This window comes from Allomuricauda sp. TY007, assembly GCF_010468565.1.
Classification (GTDB): Bacteria; Bacteroidota; Bacteroidia; order Flavobacteriales; family Flavobacteriaceae; genus Flagellimonas.
Map to the genome: position 1 here is coordinate 62738 of NZ_WUEG01000013.1, position 15912 is coordinate 78649.

Consider the following 15912-nt stretch of genomic DNA (forward strand, 5'->3'; position numbering starts at 1 on the left):
AAAAAACAAAACGATGGCTACAGGTAAAATCAATGTTTCAGTAGAGAACATTTTTCCCTTGATCAAAAAATTTCTTTACAGTGATCACGAAATTTTCTTGAGGGAACTTATTTCCAACGCTACGGATGCAACCTTAAAACTCAAGCACCTTGCTTCTATCGGGGAAGCGAAAGTCGAATACGGAAACCCGATGATCGAGGTGAAAGTGGATAAGGACAACAAGCGCATCCATATTTTGGACCAAGGTATCGGTATGACCGAGGAGGAAGTGAAAAAGTACATCAACGAAGTGGCTTTTTCCGGTGCCGAGGAATTTTTGGACAAATACAAGGATGCAGGCAAAGATGCGGGCATCATCGGGCATTTTGGACTTGGTTTCTATTCTGCCTTTATGGTCGCGGAAAAAGTGGAGATCATCACAAAAAGTCACAAAGAAGAGCCAGCCGTACACTGGAGCTGTGATGGTTCTCCCGAATTTTCCATTGAACCGAGCGATAAAACAGAACGAGGTACCGAAATTATCCTTCACATTGCTGAGGATTCCATGGAGTTTTTGGAAGAAGCCAGAATCCGTGAACTTTTGACCAAGTACAACAAATTCATGCCCATTCCAATCAAATTTGGAACAAAAACAGAAACGCTTCCCAAACCCGAAGGTGCCAAGGAGGATGACCCTGCGCCAACCAAAGAGGTGGATGACATCATCAATAATCCAAATCCAGCATGGACCAAACAACCTGCGGACCTAGAGGAGGCTGATTACAAAAGTTTTTACAGGGAACTTTACCCGATGCAGTTCGAGGAACCTTTGTTCCATATTCACCTAAACGTGGATTATCCGTTTAATTTAACGGGTATCCTATATTTCCCAAAGCTGACGAACGACCTTAGCATACAAAAGGATAAAATTCAGTTGTACCAGAACCAAGTGTTCGTTACCGATAATGTGGAAGGCATTGTTCCAGAATTCTTGACAATGTTAAAAGGTGTGATCGATTCTCCCGACATTCCTTTGAACGTATCCCGATCCTATTTACAGGCTGATGGTGCGGTAAAGAAAATTTCTTCCTACATCACCAGAAAAGTGGCGGATAAATTGACTTCGCTCTTTAAAAACAACCGCGAGGATTTTGAACAGAAGTGGAACGACATTAAAGTGGTGATAGAGTACGGAATGCTTTCCGAGGATAAATTCTTTGACAAGGCGGACAAGTTTGCGCTTTACCCATCGGTTGATGGCAACTTCTATACTTTCGAAGAATTGGAAGCCAAAATCAAGGACAACCAAACCGATAAGGATGATAAATTGGTGGTGTTGTATGCTTCCAACAAAGAAGCGCAACACAGTTATATTGAAGCGGCCAAAAAGAAAGGATACGAAATCCTGTTGTTGGATTCGCCGATTGTATCACACTTGATGCAAAAGTTGGAAACATCCAAAGAGAACCTATCCTTTGTGCGAGTGGATGCCGACCATGTGGATAACCTCATCAAAAAAGAAGATACGGCCATTTCCAAATTGTCCGATGAGGAAAAAGACCGCCTAAAGGCGGATTTGGAAAAAGTAGTTTCCGATAAGGGATATACTATTCAAATGGAGGCCATGGAAAGCAGTGCTTCGCCATTTATCATCACGGAGCCTGAATTTATGCGCCGTATGAAGGAAATGCAACAAACTGGTGGCGGTGGTATGTTCGGCATGGGCAATATGCCGGATATGTACAACCTTATCGTAAACACCAATCACGAGTTGGTCAGCGAGATCTTGAATACCAAGACTGCAAAAAAACGGGAAAGGTTGATCAATCAATCTTTGGATTTGGCCCGCCTCTCCAAAGGTTTGTTGAAAGGCGAAGAGCTTACCAATTTTATTGCGAGAAGCTACGATATGATCAAATAGGATCATTCAAAATAAATTTTAGGTAAAGGCAGTCCATTATGGTCTGCCTTTCTTATTTTTAGACCAATGGAAACTCCTTGGCATCTTTATGTAATGGCCGGAATGTATATGGTTGCAGGTTTAATGCATTTTATAAAACCAAAAATGTACATGCGCATTATGCCGCTGTATCTTCCGAATCATAGGATTTTGGTTTACCTAAGTGGTATTGCTGAAATTTTATTGGGGATAGGGGTTTGTTTCGATGCTACCCGAAAACTGAGCACTTTTGGTATCATTTTAATGTTGGGTGTGTTTCTATCGGTACATTTTTACATGCTATCGGGCGAGAAAGCATCCGCAGGTATTCCCAAGTGGATATTGATTCTTCGAATTCCCCTGCAATTCTTTTTGATGTATTGGGCGTATTATTATGCTTATCTTTAGAAAAATCCCCATTCGTCAATTCATATAAGGCATCCATCAATTGGGCAGAGGGATTCCCTTCTTTTTGCAATTACTTGCACTCGAATCAAAATTTTTATCATGAAAAAAATTCTTTCGAATGCAATACTACTTCTTTGCACCTTTTCAATCATTGTGAACTGTAGCAAGGATGATGGTCCTTCGTCCAAAGCACTACCTTCGATAACAACATTTACACCAAAATCTGGAACTGTTGACACTGAAGTGACCATTACAGGGAAAAATTTCAGCACTATAACTTCAGAGAACGTAGTTAAATTTGGTAATGTTACAGCAATAGTAACCCAAGCTTCCGAAACGGAGTTAAAAACTTCGGTTCCTGATGGCGCTTCCACTTCAAAAATATCGGTTACGGTAAATGGGAATGCAACTACTAGTACAGATAGTTTTACTGTCAGTGCACCAATAAATCTTGAACTTAATAAATCATCTTTAGAACTTCACACTTCGGACATGGAGCAATTAACAGTATCCGGGGCAGGAGAAAATCAAGTCACATGGAGCAGTGATGATGAAGAAGTGGCCATTGTTGATGAAAGCGGAAATGTAAAGGCCGTAGGAGCAGGTACGGCAAACATTACTGTTTCTGTTGATGAATCCCAAGCTTCAGCAGAAATAATGGTAGAGCCCAGTGTTTTTGTTACCGTAAACCTTTATAAGACTACAGATTACACAGCCAGTATATGGAAAAACGGCTCAATCACCGAACTAACAGATGGATCTAGCAATGCCTATGCAAATTCTATAGATATTTATAAAGGTGATGTATTCATATCAGGATCTGAATTGGACAAGGAGTCAGAAAACTATATTGCGAAATATTGGAAGAATGGCGAAGTCACTAATTTGACTGATAATACAACCAACACCAGTCTATCATCCATAAAGGTTTATGATGATGATATTTATGTTATTGGGTACGAAAATAATGACTACATCTTTACAGCTAAATTATGGAAAAATGGAAGTGTCGAAGATTTATCTGACGGTATTAACACCAACCATACTTACGATCTTGTTGTTGATAATCAAAACACCTACATTGCCGGGGAAGAATTTACCGAGAACAAAACCTTAGCCAAAATTTGGGTAAATGGGGTCCCTACCATACTAACCGATGGAACAAACTACGCCCAAGCGAACTCCATTTTTGTTTCAGGTAATGATTTATATGTCGCTGGTTCTGATGATAACATTGCAACACTTTGGAAAAATGGTGCTCCCACCCCTTTAACCGAAGAAGATAGTCCTTCTTTTGCCTACTCTGTTTTTGTGGATGGAACCGATGTATATGTTGGTGGGTCTGCATATAATGAAGAAGGAAAGTATATTGCTACAATTTGGAAAAACGGAGTCCCAACCGATTTAACGGACGGCACTATAAACGCTCGAGTAAATTCAGTTTTTGTATATGATGGAGATGTTTACGCTGTGGGTTATGAAAATACAATAGTTGATAACGAAGAAATCAACGTGGCAAAACTTTGGGTAAATGGCTCCCCTACCATTTTAGCAGGAACGGACTATAGCACTTATGCAGTTTCAGTGGTTGTAAAATAACAATCATTTTATATATTTCATATGCCCTGCCATTGGTAGGGCATTTTTTTAATCCTTAATAAGCCCTTTTGTCCATTTGCCTTTTCAACCAAGGGATTTGGGCAAAAAACATAAGCCCTAAAAACAGGAAGCCGTACAGCATTATTTTGGAAGAAGCGTAATGTTGCATCCACCCCCAATCAGTTTGGAACCAAGCCTCCATGTTCAGGTTTTTAAACCACCCCTGACCATTATCGACCCCAACTTGAGACCCAAAGTAAACGAGCAAAGCAACAAAGGCCACGGATAAAAAGGTCAAGAGCTTGCCCGACAACAAAGGCTTATATTCAAAAACCTCATGATGTGCTTCCGCTTCGATTTTTTGTACCACATTTTGGGTAAAATCAACAGAAGGGGACTCCAATGGGGCATCTTCCATGAGTTTATCAATAAAAGCTTCCAGTTTTTTATCCTCAAGTTCATCCATTGCTTTGCAATATTTCTTTTTTCACATTTTTTTCCATAATACTGGCCAATCGTTTTCTAGCCCTGAACAACCGTACCTTTAGTGTATTTACGGGAAGATTGGTCGCTTTCTCCATTTCTTGCAGGTTCTTTTCCTCAAGATAAAACAAAGTAAGAACTCCTGCATCTTCTGCCGATAATTGTGATAGGCATTTATTGATCAATTCGCTCCGTTCGGTCTCCACCATTTTCTGAAATGCCGTGTCCAAATCCGCATAGGCAATTTGATCAATATGTTCCAAATCGGTATGGGTCCTTTTCTTTTTTATTTTTCTAATCCTGTCCAAACAGGTATTATAGGCAATTCTATACATCCAAGTCGATAGCTTGGAATCGCCTTTAAAGGTGGGCAAGGACTTATATACCTTAATAAATACGTCCTGCGACACTTCCTCAGCTTCTTCCCTATTGCCCAACATTCTTATGGATAGCGTAAAGACCAAATCCTTATAACTGTCCACCAAATCAGAGAACGCGCGGGCATTGCCTTTGCGTATTTCTGAAATGAGTTGTTTTTCCTTGTTGGTCAGCATTGTTCATTGGACGCCAAAAGTGCTATTTAGGTTACACAAATAATTATTTTTATAGAAATCATGTAACCTGATTCAAAAAACCCTCGTCATAGCTTATGAACAAAGAAATTACAAATAATCATTAAAAACGAACAGTTATGGGATCAGAAGTTATCATCATACCAATTATTTTCGGGGTCATTTTTGCCATTGCCTACCTTTATTTTTCAACCAGGAACAAAGAACGATTAGCTTTAATAGAGAAAGGGGCAGACGCGAGTATTTTTGTGAGAGGCAAAAGAGACAAGGCGGCTCCTGTTTGGAAAATCATTATCCTTAACCTTGCCTTATTGCTTATGGGCATTGGAGCTGCCATTTTTGTGGCCTCCGTATTGCACTATAGCTTGGGGGTAGACGAGGAAGTAGCTTATCCGGGAAGTATTTTCTTGATGGCAGGTATAGGCCTTTTCGTTGGTTTCACAATGACCAAGAAATTAGATCAAGAGGATTGACTCTTCCACATCGATTAAAATCGATTAAAAATGAAGGACCATCGCTACCAGCGGTGGTTTTTTTATAACTTGCCGTTATGAAAGTTATTTCCACAAACCTCGGCAAGCCCAAAAAAATCGTTTGGAACGACAAGGAAACCACAACCGGTATTTACAAATTCCCTGTTAAAGAACCGATCTTTTTAGACTCCGAAGATGTGCACGGCGATACCGTTGTAGATAGAAAATACCACGGTGGTATATACAAAGCCTGTTATTTGTTTTCTGCCGGCAACTATCCCTATTGGAAAGCAAAATATCCCCATTTGGAATGGGATTGGGGCATGTTCGGAGAAAATTTGACCATTGACAACTTGGATGAATCTCAAATACGAATAGGCAGCATTTATAAACTAGGTTCTGCACTGGTCCAAATAACACAACCAAGGGAGCCTTGCTATAAACTGGGCATTAGATTTAAGGACCAAAATATACTGAAACAATTTATAGACCATGGTTTTCCCGGAACCTATGTTCGCGTTTTACAACCGGGTACGGTACGTATAGGTGATTCCATGCAACTTGCAGAAGCGTCTAAAAACCCTTTGACCGTTCAGGAATTCTATACATTGCTTTTTTCCAAAGCAAAAGACCAAGATGTTTTGGAATTGGCCATAAAAAATGAAGCACTCCCGCCGAACAAAAGAGAAAAACTTAAAAAATGGGCATAAAAAAAGGGGGCTCTCGCCCCCCAATGCACATAAAAATTAACTAAACAAACTATCTTACCTCCATAGTTTTCTTGTAGGTACCAAATTTGTCCACTACAACTATGGTATATTTATCTTTAAAGGCTTTTTCGAAGTTGAATGCCTTTTCAACAACGATGTCACCGTCGATAGCTTCATCAAAAACAAGTCTGCCTTCGCTATCGTATACTTTTAAAAGCACCTTACCTTTAGAAATGTTCAAAAGGTTCATCATAATTTTTTGACCTTTCTTTACAAATACCGGGTCAAGGTTTACTTTTACCAAATTCTTCTCAACCTCGTACTTGGCTACTACTTTTTTACCAAAATCGGTTGTGTTTCCGTTAGCCATTCCCAAAGAGGATATCAAAAGGACTGCTACTACTGTTAAATTCTTTACTACGTTCATAACACTTCGTTTTTTTAAGATTATAGTACAAATGTATGTTGCATTGGCGCACAGAAATACCACCATCTTTTCCAGTTTATGTGCTATATTAACATGGTAAGTGTTTTAACATAGTATTAATGATAAAATAGCATAACTTTAAGTTAACATTGTAGATATTTGCATGCAAATTAGTTTTTTACCTTTATGGTATTAAAAGAAAAAAATTGCGCTAAATGATTCAAAAACCTGCATTTGAAGCAATAGCCCCAAGTTTTGGTCACTCGTTCGCGTTTCAAAAATTCAATGCAAACAATGAGAACAAGAACAATGGTTGGCATTACCACCCGGAATTGGAGTTGGTTTATGTGAACGGGGGGTCTGGCAAAAGGCAAATAGGCAGTCACGTATCTTATTATAGGAACGGGGACCTTATCCTTATTGGCTCCAACTTGCCGCATTGTGGCTTTACCGATAAGCTTACCGGCAACAAGAGTGAGACTTTGGTGCAGATGAAGGTGGATTTTCTGGGAAGTGATTTTTTCAATATTCCAGAGATGAAAAATATTCAAAAATTGTTCGAGGTTGCCAAAGGTGGCATCGCTTTTTCTGGAAAGACCAAAATGAAAGTTGGGGAAAAAATGGAAATCTTGGAATACCAGACAGATTTCCAAAGATTACTGTCCATCCTTAATATATTGAACATTTTGGCCACCTCTACCGAAATGAATGTTTTGAACGCTGAAGGATTTTCCATTGAGACCGAGGTAAAGGACAACGACCGTATCAATATTGTGTTCAATTATGTAAAGGCAAACTTTAAAGAAGACATTAGCTTGGAGCAAATTGCCGATATAGTGAGTATGACCGTACCTTCTTTTTGCAGATATTTTAAAAAAATCACCCACAAAACGTTTACCCAATTTGTTAACGAGTATAGATTGGTGCACGCCTCCAAACTGTTGGCGGAACAGCCCATGAGCATTACCCAGGTGTGTTATGATAGTGGTTTCAACAACTTCTCGCACTTTAATAAGTCCTTTAAGGCGTTTACCGGGCAAAACCCTTCGGAATATAGAAATCAATTGAAAACGGTATTGCAGTCCTAAACCTTTTACTTGAATACATCGTTCAAGACCTTGGCCAGCCGCAATCCTCCTTTTTGGAGCTGTTGGAACAATAAATCGTTATATTCGTAGGAGTAGCGGTATCCCAATTTATCGCCCACTTCAACAGATTCGTATAGTGCTGCGCAAATTTCGTGGGATTCATCGACCCAATCATAAATGGTTCCCTCTTGGATTTTTTTACGTTCCTTGCGGTTCACATCACCTAGTTCAGATGCCAGTTCTGTATAGGTCATCCCATAAGATTCGATAAGGTTTTTGTCCCATACCCGGTGTAAATTGCTTCCTTCGCCAAACCACTGTACTTGAATGTCGTTACCTCCTTTGTCCTCCGCCCTACTCGCGTGCATGGGCTGGTGCAAGTCCCCAATAAGGTGAACCAACATTTTTAAATGGAAAATACGATCTCCCCTCGCATTTTTCTTATCCTTTACCTTAGCCATACATTCCTCAATTGCCATAACAATATCACCATATTCACTTTTTTCCGAATCCTTATACCTCGTCCCCAATGGGTAGTTGACATAATGCCATGCCGAATATTTTGAATAGGCCCTGTCCGCTTTTATATCATCCCCAAACGTGGAGACAAAAGCCAAGCTATGACCATCCAACAAGTCGTTCAAAGCTCTTTTGGCCTTTCCTGTTATATATTCTTGTGCAATTTGTCCAGTGACCCGGTGTCCAGTTTTCCCCCAGATAGTATTACCAAAAACTATAAAGGGAAATAAAAGCAATAGCAATAAGGTTTTTTTCATTTTTTAACGTCTTTTAGAATAGAAGGTGGTGATTATAAAACAAATCACGGCTAATTTTCAGAATGTTTCACCAATGAACAATCTATTCTACAATTTTGGGATTTTTTTAACTATAAAACTAAAAGCCTGTTTACCGTTCAATACTGATACCAGTACTATGTATCAACTCAAGCACCATAAAATAGCCTCTGACACCCCGACGATTTTCCTATATTTGGGCAATTAGCTTACAAATTCTATGGACCAACTACCTTTTACCCAAGACACCGTTATATTTGGGCTTCTTTGCCTCTGTTTAGGTTTTGTTTTCCACACCTCATCCATTAAAACAGGGTTTTGGGGCAAATTTTATCGTGTGATCCCTACGGTACTCATGTGCTACCTCTTGCCTGCTATTTTGGCCAGTGTGGGCATTATAGACGAGTCATCGTCCAACACTTATTATGTGGCCAGTCGCTATCTTCTGCCCGCAGCTTTAATTTTGATGACATTAAGTATTGACCTAAAAGCCATTATGAACCTAGGTTCCAAAGCATTGATTATGTTTTTGACCGGAACCGTGGGCATAGTAATCGGCGGGCCAATCGCCATATTGATTGTTTCCATATTTTCTCCCGAAACAGTCGGTGGTGTTGGACCAGATGCTGTTTGGAGGGGACTTGCCACCATCGCAGGAAGCTGGATCGGGGGTGGTGCCAACCAAGCCGCCATGCTCGAAGTGTTCAAATACAATCAAGAAAGTTACGGAGGCATGGTGCTTATAGACATTGTAGTCGCCAACCTATGGTTGGCCATCATCCTTTTGGGAGTGGGCAAAACGGACAAAATTGACCGTTGGCTCAAGGCCGACACCTCGTCCATAGAAGCGCTCAAGGTAAAAGTATCTACCCACACTGAAAAAATTGCAAGGGTCACCACACTCAAGGATTTCATTATGTTGTTGTTCTTTGCATTTGTAGGAGTGGGTGTAGCCCATTTGGCCGGACATCATTTTGCCGGTTTTTTACAGGATAATTTTGAGGTCATCCGAAATCCGCAAAAAATATTGTCCTCCCTTGGGTCCGAATTTCTTTGGATGGTTGTTTTTGCCACCGCTATCGGAATCGGTCTCTCGTTTACCAAAGCCAAAAATTATGAAGGTGCCGGGGCCAGTAAAATTGGCGGCATGTTCATTTATATTTTAGTGGCGACCATCGGAATGAAAATGGATTTGGGCAAAGTGTTGGACAACCCGGGGCTTATTGCCATTGGACTCATTTGGATCACCATCCATGCCGGACTGCTTATTTTGATGGCGAAAATTATAAAAGCGCCTTTCTTTTTCTTGGCCGTGGGCAGTCAGGCCAATGTAGGAGGAGCTGCTTCTGCTCCCGTTGTTGCCGCTGAGTTCCACCCTTCCTTGACCTCTGTGGGCATTCTTTTGGCTGTTTTTGGCTATGTTGTGGGTACGGCAGGAGCCTATTTATGCGCTTTGTTGATGGAAGTCGCCTCAAATGTTTAAATATTTTCAGAAGATTATGCATATTTGCCGAGCTAAAATTATATGATGAAGCGGATTTTGTTTGTATTGCTTGTTGGAATTACCGTACTGTCCTGTGAACAGCCTACGGAAAACACCATGACCGTTAGTGGAAACATTAAAGGACTTAAAAAGGGAACCCTTTATTTACAACAATTCAAGGATTCCACCTTGGCTGTTTTGGATTCTTTGGAAATAAAGGGAGACGGGGCATTTAGTTTTTCGACCGAAGTGGTCGAACCAGAGATATTTTATCTCTACCTAAAAAAGAAAGACAATAATGACATCAACGATAGAATTACCTTTTTTGGAGAGTCGGGGAACATTGTAATCAATACCGCTTGGAACACTTTTGATACCAATGTCGAAATTTCGGGATCTAAATCCCATGAAAAGCTCTTGGAGTTTTACGAAATGGCTTCTAAATTCAACATCAAAGAACTAACACTGGCACAGCAAGCCTCTACCCCCGAATTACAGGAAGATTCCGTTGCTTTGGACTCCATTCAACGATTAATGAACCAAAACACGATCAGCAGATACCGATATGCCCTAAATTTTGGCCTCAACAATGGGGATTCTTATGCCACTCCCTATATTATGATGACAGAGGCCAGCGAGGCAAATCCAAAGTACTTGGACTCCATCTACAAAGGATTGGACCCTGGGGTGGCTGCATCCAAATACGGAAAGGAATTCAAAGAATTCTTGGATAAAAAGAATTAGGCTTCAAGGCTATTGAGCTGTTCGACCAATTTAGTGGCCTTTTCCTCCAATTCGGTCCGTATGGACTTAAAGTGGGCTTTAGTGTCCTCTATCTTTTTTTGATTGATTTTATCCATGAGGTTGTCGTACACCTCAATGGCTTCGTCTATGATTACGGTTCCTTCTTCAGATTCTTTGTTACCTGAACCGGCTTCCCAAATGTAGACAGCCTCAATAATGTCTCCCAAGACAAAATTGACATCTTTTTTTAAATCACGAATACTTGGCATAATGCGGCAGTTTTGTTTAAAGATACCATTAAATGGTAACTTCTAAAAGTTTAGTTCCTTGGGTATCAATATCTATATAACTGCTTGATGCAGCCACAAGAACAGTTTCCCCTTTTTTAATGGATGCGCTTCCCCAATCGTTGTTAATGGTTGCTTCTCCACCAACGCACATATAAATTGTAAAAGAATCCCTGTCCGTTACATTTTGTTTTAAAGGTTGGGCCAACTCCATAAAATTGGTTTTAAAGTATGGGCAATCCACCATAGGGTTGACAGTATCTGGCAGTTTCGGATAATCTATTTTAAAATCATCCTTTTTTTCATAGTCAATGGCATCAACGGCCAGGCAGGTGTGCAATTCCCTTAGGTTTCCATCCTTATTCCTTCTGTTGAAATCGAAAACTCTGTAGGTTACATCGGAGGTCTGTTGAATCTCGGCCAAAAGTACTCCTGCACAAATGGCATGGATTTTCCCCGTATTGATAAAGAACGTATCCCCTTCCCCTACTTCTTCATAGTTCATCAAATCGGTTAAGGTGCCCTCTTCAATACTTTTAATGTACTCTTGCTTATCTACATCTTTATTGAATCCCACAATCAATTTAGCGCCAGGGTCAGCATCCATAATGTACCACATCTCCGTTTTTCCAAAGGAATTGTGCCGTTCTTTGGCCAGCTCATCGTTAGGGTGCAATTGTATGGAAAGGTCTTGTTTGGCATCAATAAACTTGATGAGTATGGGGAATTCGCTCCCAAAACGTTCCTCCACACTCTTTCCCAAAAGTGCTTCTCCTTGTTCATTCATCAAATGTTGAAGCGAAGTTCCCGCCAAGTCCCCATTGGATACTTCAGAAATATCGCCATAGACTCCGGAGAGTTCCCAGCTTTCGCCAGTAATATCGCTTTCAATGGGTTTGTTTAAAACATCTTTTAATTTGGTGCCTCCCCAAAGTTTTTCTTTAAGGATTGGTTTAAATTTTAATGGATATAGGCTCATCTTATCCTGTATAGGTTACAAAGTTTCGAGGGGTTTCATAGAGTACAACCTCCAACTCCTTATCTTTACTTATATGGGGCCTCAACTTGTTCCATATCACTACCGCTATGTTTTCGGCTGTAGGGTTTAAATTCTCGAATTCTGGAACATCCAAGTTCAGGTTTTTATGGTCCAATGCTTCCTCAACATGTTCCTTGATCAATTCCTTGAGGATTTTTAAATCCATAACAAAACCGGTTTCCTGATCAATTTCCCCTGTAACACTGACTACAAGGTCGTAATTATGTCCGTGAAATTTTGGGTTGTTGCATTTTCCAAAGACCGCATTGTTTTTTTCGTCACTCCAATCTGGTCTGTACAATCTATGGGCGGCATTAAAACTGGCCTTTCTACTTACTTTTACTTTCATTGTGCCGAAGTGTTTTGCATAAGATGATCGTAGAAACGTTCGAAAATAATTTTAAACCATGCAGTGTATGCTTCTGGGTTTTCTGCCATATCCCTTTTAATGTCTTCAGGATGCATCCATTTCCAATCGGCAACTTCATCTGGATTGATATTGGGCTCACCCTCAAAATATCCCACCATCACGTGGTCGAACTCGTGTTCGGTAAGGCCATTGTCAAAAGGGGCCTTGTACACAAAATTGAAAAGTTCCTTGAGTTCGGTGGTAAAGCCCATTTCTTCCATGAGCCTGCGCTTGCCGGCATCAATATTGCTTTCTCCCTCTCGTTGATGACTACAGCACGTATTGGTCCATAACAATGGGGAATGGTATTTATCCTTGGCCCTTTGCTGGAGCATGGTCTCTCCCTTGGCATTCATCACAAAAACCGAGAATGCCCGGTGCAGCAATGCCTTTTCATGGGCCTCCATTTTGGGCATTAAACCTATGGGCTCGTCCTTTTCATTTACAAGTATCACATTTTCCTCTCTCATTTGGTAAAAATATGACCTTTGCGATAAAATAACGGGAATAGGTATTTAAATTCTTCCTAAAAGAAACGCGGGGATTTCATGTTTCCGATATTTCTGATAAAATCATATCTTAAAATGATTTCAAAGGAACCATCGTTAAAAGTGGCCGCACCAAGTTCCGATATCTCACGGTCATAAGCGAGACCGATCATAAATTGGTCGGACAACATGAAGCCCATAAGGCCACTAAACGCGGCATCCCAGCGATAGGCCACTCCACCAATAAATTTTTCGTTCAACATAAAGTTGGCGGATAGGTCCACTTGTAACGGCGCTCCTTGTACCGTTTTGGTCAAAAGTGTGGGCTTAAACTTTAATGATGGGTTTAGGTCCCAAACATATCCAGTAATTAGGTAAAGGTTCATCTGTTCCTTGGCCGTAGAAGCCGAGGATGAATCAAAATGGGTGGTCTCCAACATTCTTGGAGCCGAAATACCGGCATAAAATTTATCGGTATGGTAGTATACACCAGCCCCAATGTTCGGTGAAAATTTATTCTGAATGTCCTGTTGTGATCGTAGTTGTGGATCCACCTCGTACTCATCGAGTTCGGAATAGCGTATGTCCAACATGTGTGCACTTGCCTTAAGACCAAAACTCAATTTACCTTCATCTGAAGTTTGTATGGTATAGGAGAAATCTACATCAAAATAGGTCTCGGAGGTGGGTCCGATCTTATCGTTTACAATAGATAATCCCAAACCAACACCGCGATAACCAACTGGTGTGTGAACATTCAAGGTTTGGGTCTCTGGCGCTCCATCGAGCCCCAACCATTGGTTACGGTACAAGCCTGCAATGCTCAAGTGGCCCCGCGAACCTGCATAGGCCGGGTTAACACTTACCGTGTTGTACATATATTGGGTGTACTGTGCATCTTGTTGTGCATATATGCTCGCCACACCAAGTAGAAACAGCACAAACAACCATTGCATTTTTCCTTTAAACATCTTTTTCTCCACAGTAACCATTCTTTATCTGTTTATGTATAGATAACCTGAAATTTGTTTCATGTTTCCATTTTGATCCTCATAATCTATTACGTAGAAATAGGTGCCAACTGGTAATTTGTTATCCTTGTCCACGGTAACCCTTCCTTGGGAAGTACCATCAAAGACATTACCGCTGGTATTATAGGACTTGGTCTGGAAAACCATTACCCCCCATCTATTGTAAATTCGTACAGTATTGTTCGGGTAGTTTTCTATATATTTTATGGTAAACACATCATGTACCGTATCACCATTTGGTGTAATTACATTGATTGGGTCGGGTTCTTCTTCTGTATCGGTCAATTCACCTAAATCTTGATCTAGGTAATTTGGAATACCATTTTCGTTGGAATCATCGTTAGCATAGTTTCCATCCATATCCAAATCTTCATCTATGGTTTCGATGCCGTCATCGTCATCATCAGAATCCCTAAAATCTGGGATACCGTCGGAATCGTTATCTGGCAAGGTTGCACTTGGGCCATCCATTTCATCGTTTACATCAATGTCGATTACTGTTTCCCCTTCATAACCATCGTCCAAACCATCGTTATCCTTATCGGAACCAATCAGTTCTACATCTGCAACACCATCATGGTCATGGTCGTGCCCTTCAATGACATCGGGGACATTATCATTGTCGCTATCCTCGTCCACATAATCTGGGATACCATCATTATCGGAATCAAGAGGGATCAATCCCACGTTTCCATCAGCTTCATAGACATCATCCAATCCGTTACCGTTTACATCCGTTAAACTTGGGGCAATATAGCCCAAGACTGGCTGCGCCTCAATGTTATCAGGAATACCATCATTATCACTATCAATGTCCAAATAATCGGGTATGCCATCTCCATCGGTGTCCGTAGGGTTGGTTGATGGATCATTATCATTATCGGCGTTCAGGTCTTCAAAACTGTCCACAATACCATCATTGTCACTATCCAAGTCAATTCCTGAAGGACTTACAATAACCGTGATTGTTGCCGTACTGCAATTTCCATTCGAATCACATAGGGTATAATCAAAGGAATCCGTGCCTGTGAATCCTGAATTTGGTATGTAGGTAATATCATCATCCGAGGGGTCACCAACCGTGCCATTATCATTTAAAACAACGGTTCCGTTGGATGGGTCTGTAGCTGTGATAGAACCTGTAGTAGGTATATCGTTATCATTGGTTCGCCAAGAAACAACCGCTTCCACACCTATATCGGTAGATACCGAATCCTCGTTGGTATCCACAATGGGAAGCACATCCACAGTAACCGTTGCAGTACTACAATTCCCGAAAGAATTGCAGATGGTGTAGTCAAAACCATCATTTCCGTTATAATCAGGGTTCGGTGTATAGGTCAAGACATCATCGGTCGGGTCATTGGTGGTTCCATTATCATCAATGTTCACTATTCCGTTTGATGGGTCAGTAACCGTCAAAGTACCTTCGGTTGGTACATCGGAATCATTGTCAAATATGGGCACAGTAATAAAAGTATCCTCATTGACCACGATCATATCATCAGTAAGGCTTGCTGCCTGACTCATACACACCACCGTAAAACGTGGCAGTTCTGTACTATTGCCGATTTTTGTAATGGTGGCTACATACCTCATTACAGTTTGGGTACTTGTAACGGTAGGTCTGGTTTGATCGCCGCTCAACGCAGGACTCCAGCTCACGGTAGCCCCAGAAGGTACACTGGCAGAAATATCCAAAACCACCTCATTATTTGGGGCTTCGCAATCGGTTAAAATAAAGTAGCCTGTTGCATTGGAGCCACAGAGTGTACCATCATAAGTTGCAAAATAAACGCCTGGTTGGGTTGCTTCATAAAATGAATTGGTTCCCAAAACGGTTCCCGTGTCCGATGCCTCAAACCATTGATAGTTATATTCATCACCAGTATCGGGTGCTTGTAGCAAGAATTGTGCATTTGCAAAGTTCATTCCCATAAAGAAAATGAACAGTCCAAT

18 protein-coding genes are annotated in these 15912 nt (G+C 40.8%); 8 read left to right on the forward strand and 10 right to left on the reverse strand.

Translation table 11 applies throughout. The features are described 5' to 3' along the window. Positions 1 to 13 precede the first annotated feature (13 nt). The 3 genes from htpG (at position 14) to GO009_RS13685 (ending at position 3925) form a co-directional block, all read left to right on the forward strand. Positions 14 to 1900 (forward strand): molecular chaperone HtpG, encoded by a 1887-nt coding sequence (gene htpG / locus GO009_RS13675; protein WP_163626843.1) that lies wholly within the window; start codon positions 14 to 16, stop codon positions 1898 to 1900. Between the two features lie 66 nt (positions 1901 to 1966). After that, complete coding sequence (locus GO009_RS13680; protein ID WP_163626845.1) at positions 1967 to 2326, forward strand: MauE/DoxX family redox-associated membrane protein; 360 nt, start codon at positions 1967 to 1969, stop codon at positions 2324 to 2326. A gap of 99 nt (positions 2327 to 2425) precedes the next feature. Then, on the forward strand, positions 2426 to 3925 hold the full coding sequence (locus tag GO009_RS13685; protein WP_163626847.1) for an IPT/TIG domain-containing protein: 1500 nt from the start codon (positions 2426 to 2428) through the stop codon (positions 3923 to 3925). Between the two features lie 55 nt (positions 3926 to 3980). Here GO009_RS13685 and GO009_RS13690 read toward each other — a convergent pair whose 3' ends face one another. Together GO009_RS13690 and GO009_RS13695 are read right to left on the reverse strand one after the other, a co-directional pair. Beyond that, positions 3981 to 4391: a hypothetical protein gene (locus GO009_RS13690; RefSeq protein ID WP_163626849.1), complete on the reverse strand. Its 411-nt coding sequence runs from the start codon at positions 4389 to 4391 to the stop codon at positions 3981 to 3983. Next, positions 4384 to 4962 carry an RNA polymerase sigma factor gene (locus GO009_RS13695; RefSeq protein WP_163626851.1) on the reverse strand — a complete coding sequence of 193 codons (579 nt, stop codon included), beginning with the start codon at positions 4960 to 4962 and terminating at the stop codon, positions 4384 to 4386. Before GO009_RS13695 ends, GO009_RS13690 begins: the two co-directional genes overlap by 8 nt. Before the next feature lie 137 nt (positions 4963 to 5099). Here GO009_RS13695 and GO009_RS13700 point away from each other — a divergent pair, with 137 nt between their 5' ends. Both GO009_RS13700 and GO009_RS13705 read left to right on the forward strand, forming a co-directional pair. Continuing rightward, the gene (locus tag GO009_RS13700) at positions 5100 to 5453 is read left to right on the forward strand and encodes a DUF6249 domain-containing protein (RefSeq protein ID WP_163626853.1); all 354 of its coding nucleotides are present in this window, start codon (positions 5100 to 5102) and stop codon (positions 5451 to 5453) included. Positions 5454 to 5530: 77 nt separating this feature from the next. Then, complete coding sequence (locus tag GO009_RS13705; protein ID WP_163626855.1) at positions 5531 to 6163, forward strand: MOSC domain-containing protein; 633 nt, start codon at positions 5531 to 5533, stop codon at positions 6161 to 6163. A gap of 49 nt (positions 6164 to 6212) precedes the next feature. Here the strand turns inward: GO009_RS13705 and GO009_RS13710 are convergent, their stop codons facing one another. Continuing rightward, positions 6213 to 6590, reverse strand: coding sequence for a hypothetical protein (locus GO009_RS13710; protein ID WP_163626857.1), 378 nt, complete (start codon positions 6588 to 6590; stop codon positions 6213 to 6215). 215 nt (positions 6591 to 6805) lie between these two features. Between GO009_RS13710 and GO009_RS13715 the strand changes: the two genes are divergently transcribed. After that, positions 6806 to 7678 (forward strand): AraC family transcriptional regulator, encoded by an 873-nt coding sequence (locus GO009_RS13715; RefSeq protein WP_014033504.1) that lies wholly within the window; start codon positions 6806 to 6808, stop codon positions 7676 to 7678. 5 nt (positions 7679 to 7683) lie between these two features. Here the strand turns inward: GO009_RS13715 and GO009_RS13720 are convergent, their stop codons facing one another. Further along, positions 7684 to 8454: a S1/P1 nuclease gene (locus tag GO009_RS13720; protein WP_163626859.1), complete on the reverse strand. Its 771-nt coding sequence runs from the start codon at positions 8452 to 8454 to the stop codon at positions 7684 to 7686. Between the two features lie 238 nt (positions 8455 to 8692). Between GO009_RS13720 and GO009_RS13725 the strand changes: the two genes are divergently transcribed. Both GO009_RS13725 and GO009_RS13730 read left to right on the forward strand, forming a co-directional pair. After that, positions 8693 to 9955 carry a DUF819 domain-containing protein gene (locus GO009_RS13725; protein WP_163626861.1) on the forward strand — a complete coding sequence of 421 codons (1263 nt, stop codon included), beginning with the start codon at positions 8693 to 8695 and terminating at the stop codon, positions 9953 to 9955. Between the two features lie 45 nt (positions 9956 to 10000). Further along, positions 10001 to 10699 carry a DUF4369 domain-containing protein gene (locus GO009_RS13730; protein WP_239057473.1) on the forward strand — a complete coding sequence of 233 codons (699 nt, stop codon included), beginning with the start codon at positions 10001 to 10003 and terminating at the stop codon, positions 10697 to 10699. Here the strand turns inward: GO009_RS13730 and GO009_RS13735 are convergent. The 6 genes from GO009_RS13735 to GO009_RS13760 are packed head-to-tail and all read right to left on the reverse strand — an operon-like array spanning position 10696 to position 15891. Further along, a complete protein-coding gene (locus GO009_RS13735) occupies positions 10696 to 10968 on the reverse strand; it encodes a hypothetical protein (protein ID WP_014033499.1) in 273 nt (90 codons plus the stop codon). The genes GO009_RS13730 and GO009_RS13735 overlap by 4 nt on opposite strands. A 28-nt stretch (positions 10969 to 10996) precedes the next feature. Continuing rightward, positions 10997 to 11965 carry a type I phosphomannose isomerase catalytic subunit gene (locus GO009_RS13740; RefSeq protein ID WP_163626865.1) on the reverse strand — a complete coding sequence of 323 codons (969 nt, stop codon included), beginning with the start codon at positions 11963 to 11965 and terminating at the stop codon, positions 10997 to 10999. A 1-nt stretch (position 11966) separates the two neighbouring features. Further along, entirely contained in the window at positions 11967 to 12374 is a 408-nt protein-coding gene (locus tag GO009_RS13745) for a 6-carboxytetrahydropterin synthase (RefSeq protein WP_163626866.1), read from the reverse strand. Further along, positions 12371 to 12904 (reverse strand): isopentenyl-diphosphate Delta-isomerase, encoded by a 534-nt coding sequence (idi, locus tag GO009_RS13750; RefSeq protein ID WP_163626868.1) that lies wholly within the window; start codon positions 12902 to 12904, stop codon positions 12371 to 12373. The genes GO009_RS13745 and idi overlap by 4 nt, the downstream gene beginning before the upstream one ends. A gap of 56 nt (positions 12905 to 12960) precedes the next feature. Continuing rightward, on the reverse strand, positions 12961 to 13893 hold the full coding sequence (locus tag GO009_RS13755) for a type IX secretion system membrane protein PorP/SprF (protein ID WP_239057474.1): 933 nt from the start codon (positions 13891 to 13893) through the stop codon (positions 12961 to 12963). A gap of 24 nt (positions 13894 to 13917) precedes the next feature. Next, a complete protein-coding gene (locus tag GO009_RS13760) occupies positions 13918 to 15891 on the reverse strand; it encodes a gliding motility-associated C-terminal domain-containing protein (RefSeq protein WP_203532462.1) in 1974 nt (657 codons plus the stop codon). Positions 15892 to 15912: the final 21 nt, after the last annotated feature.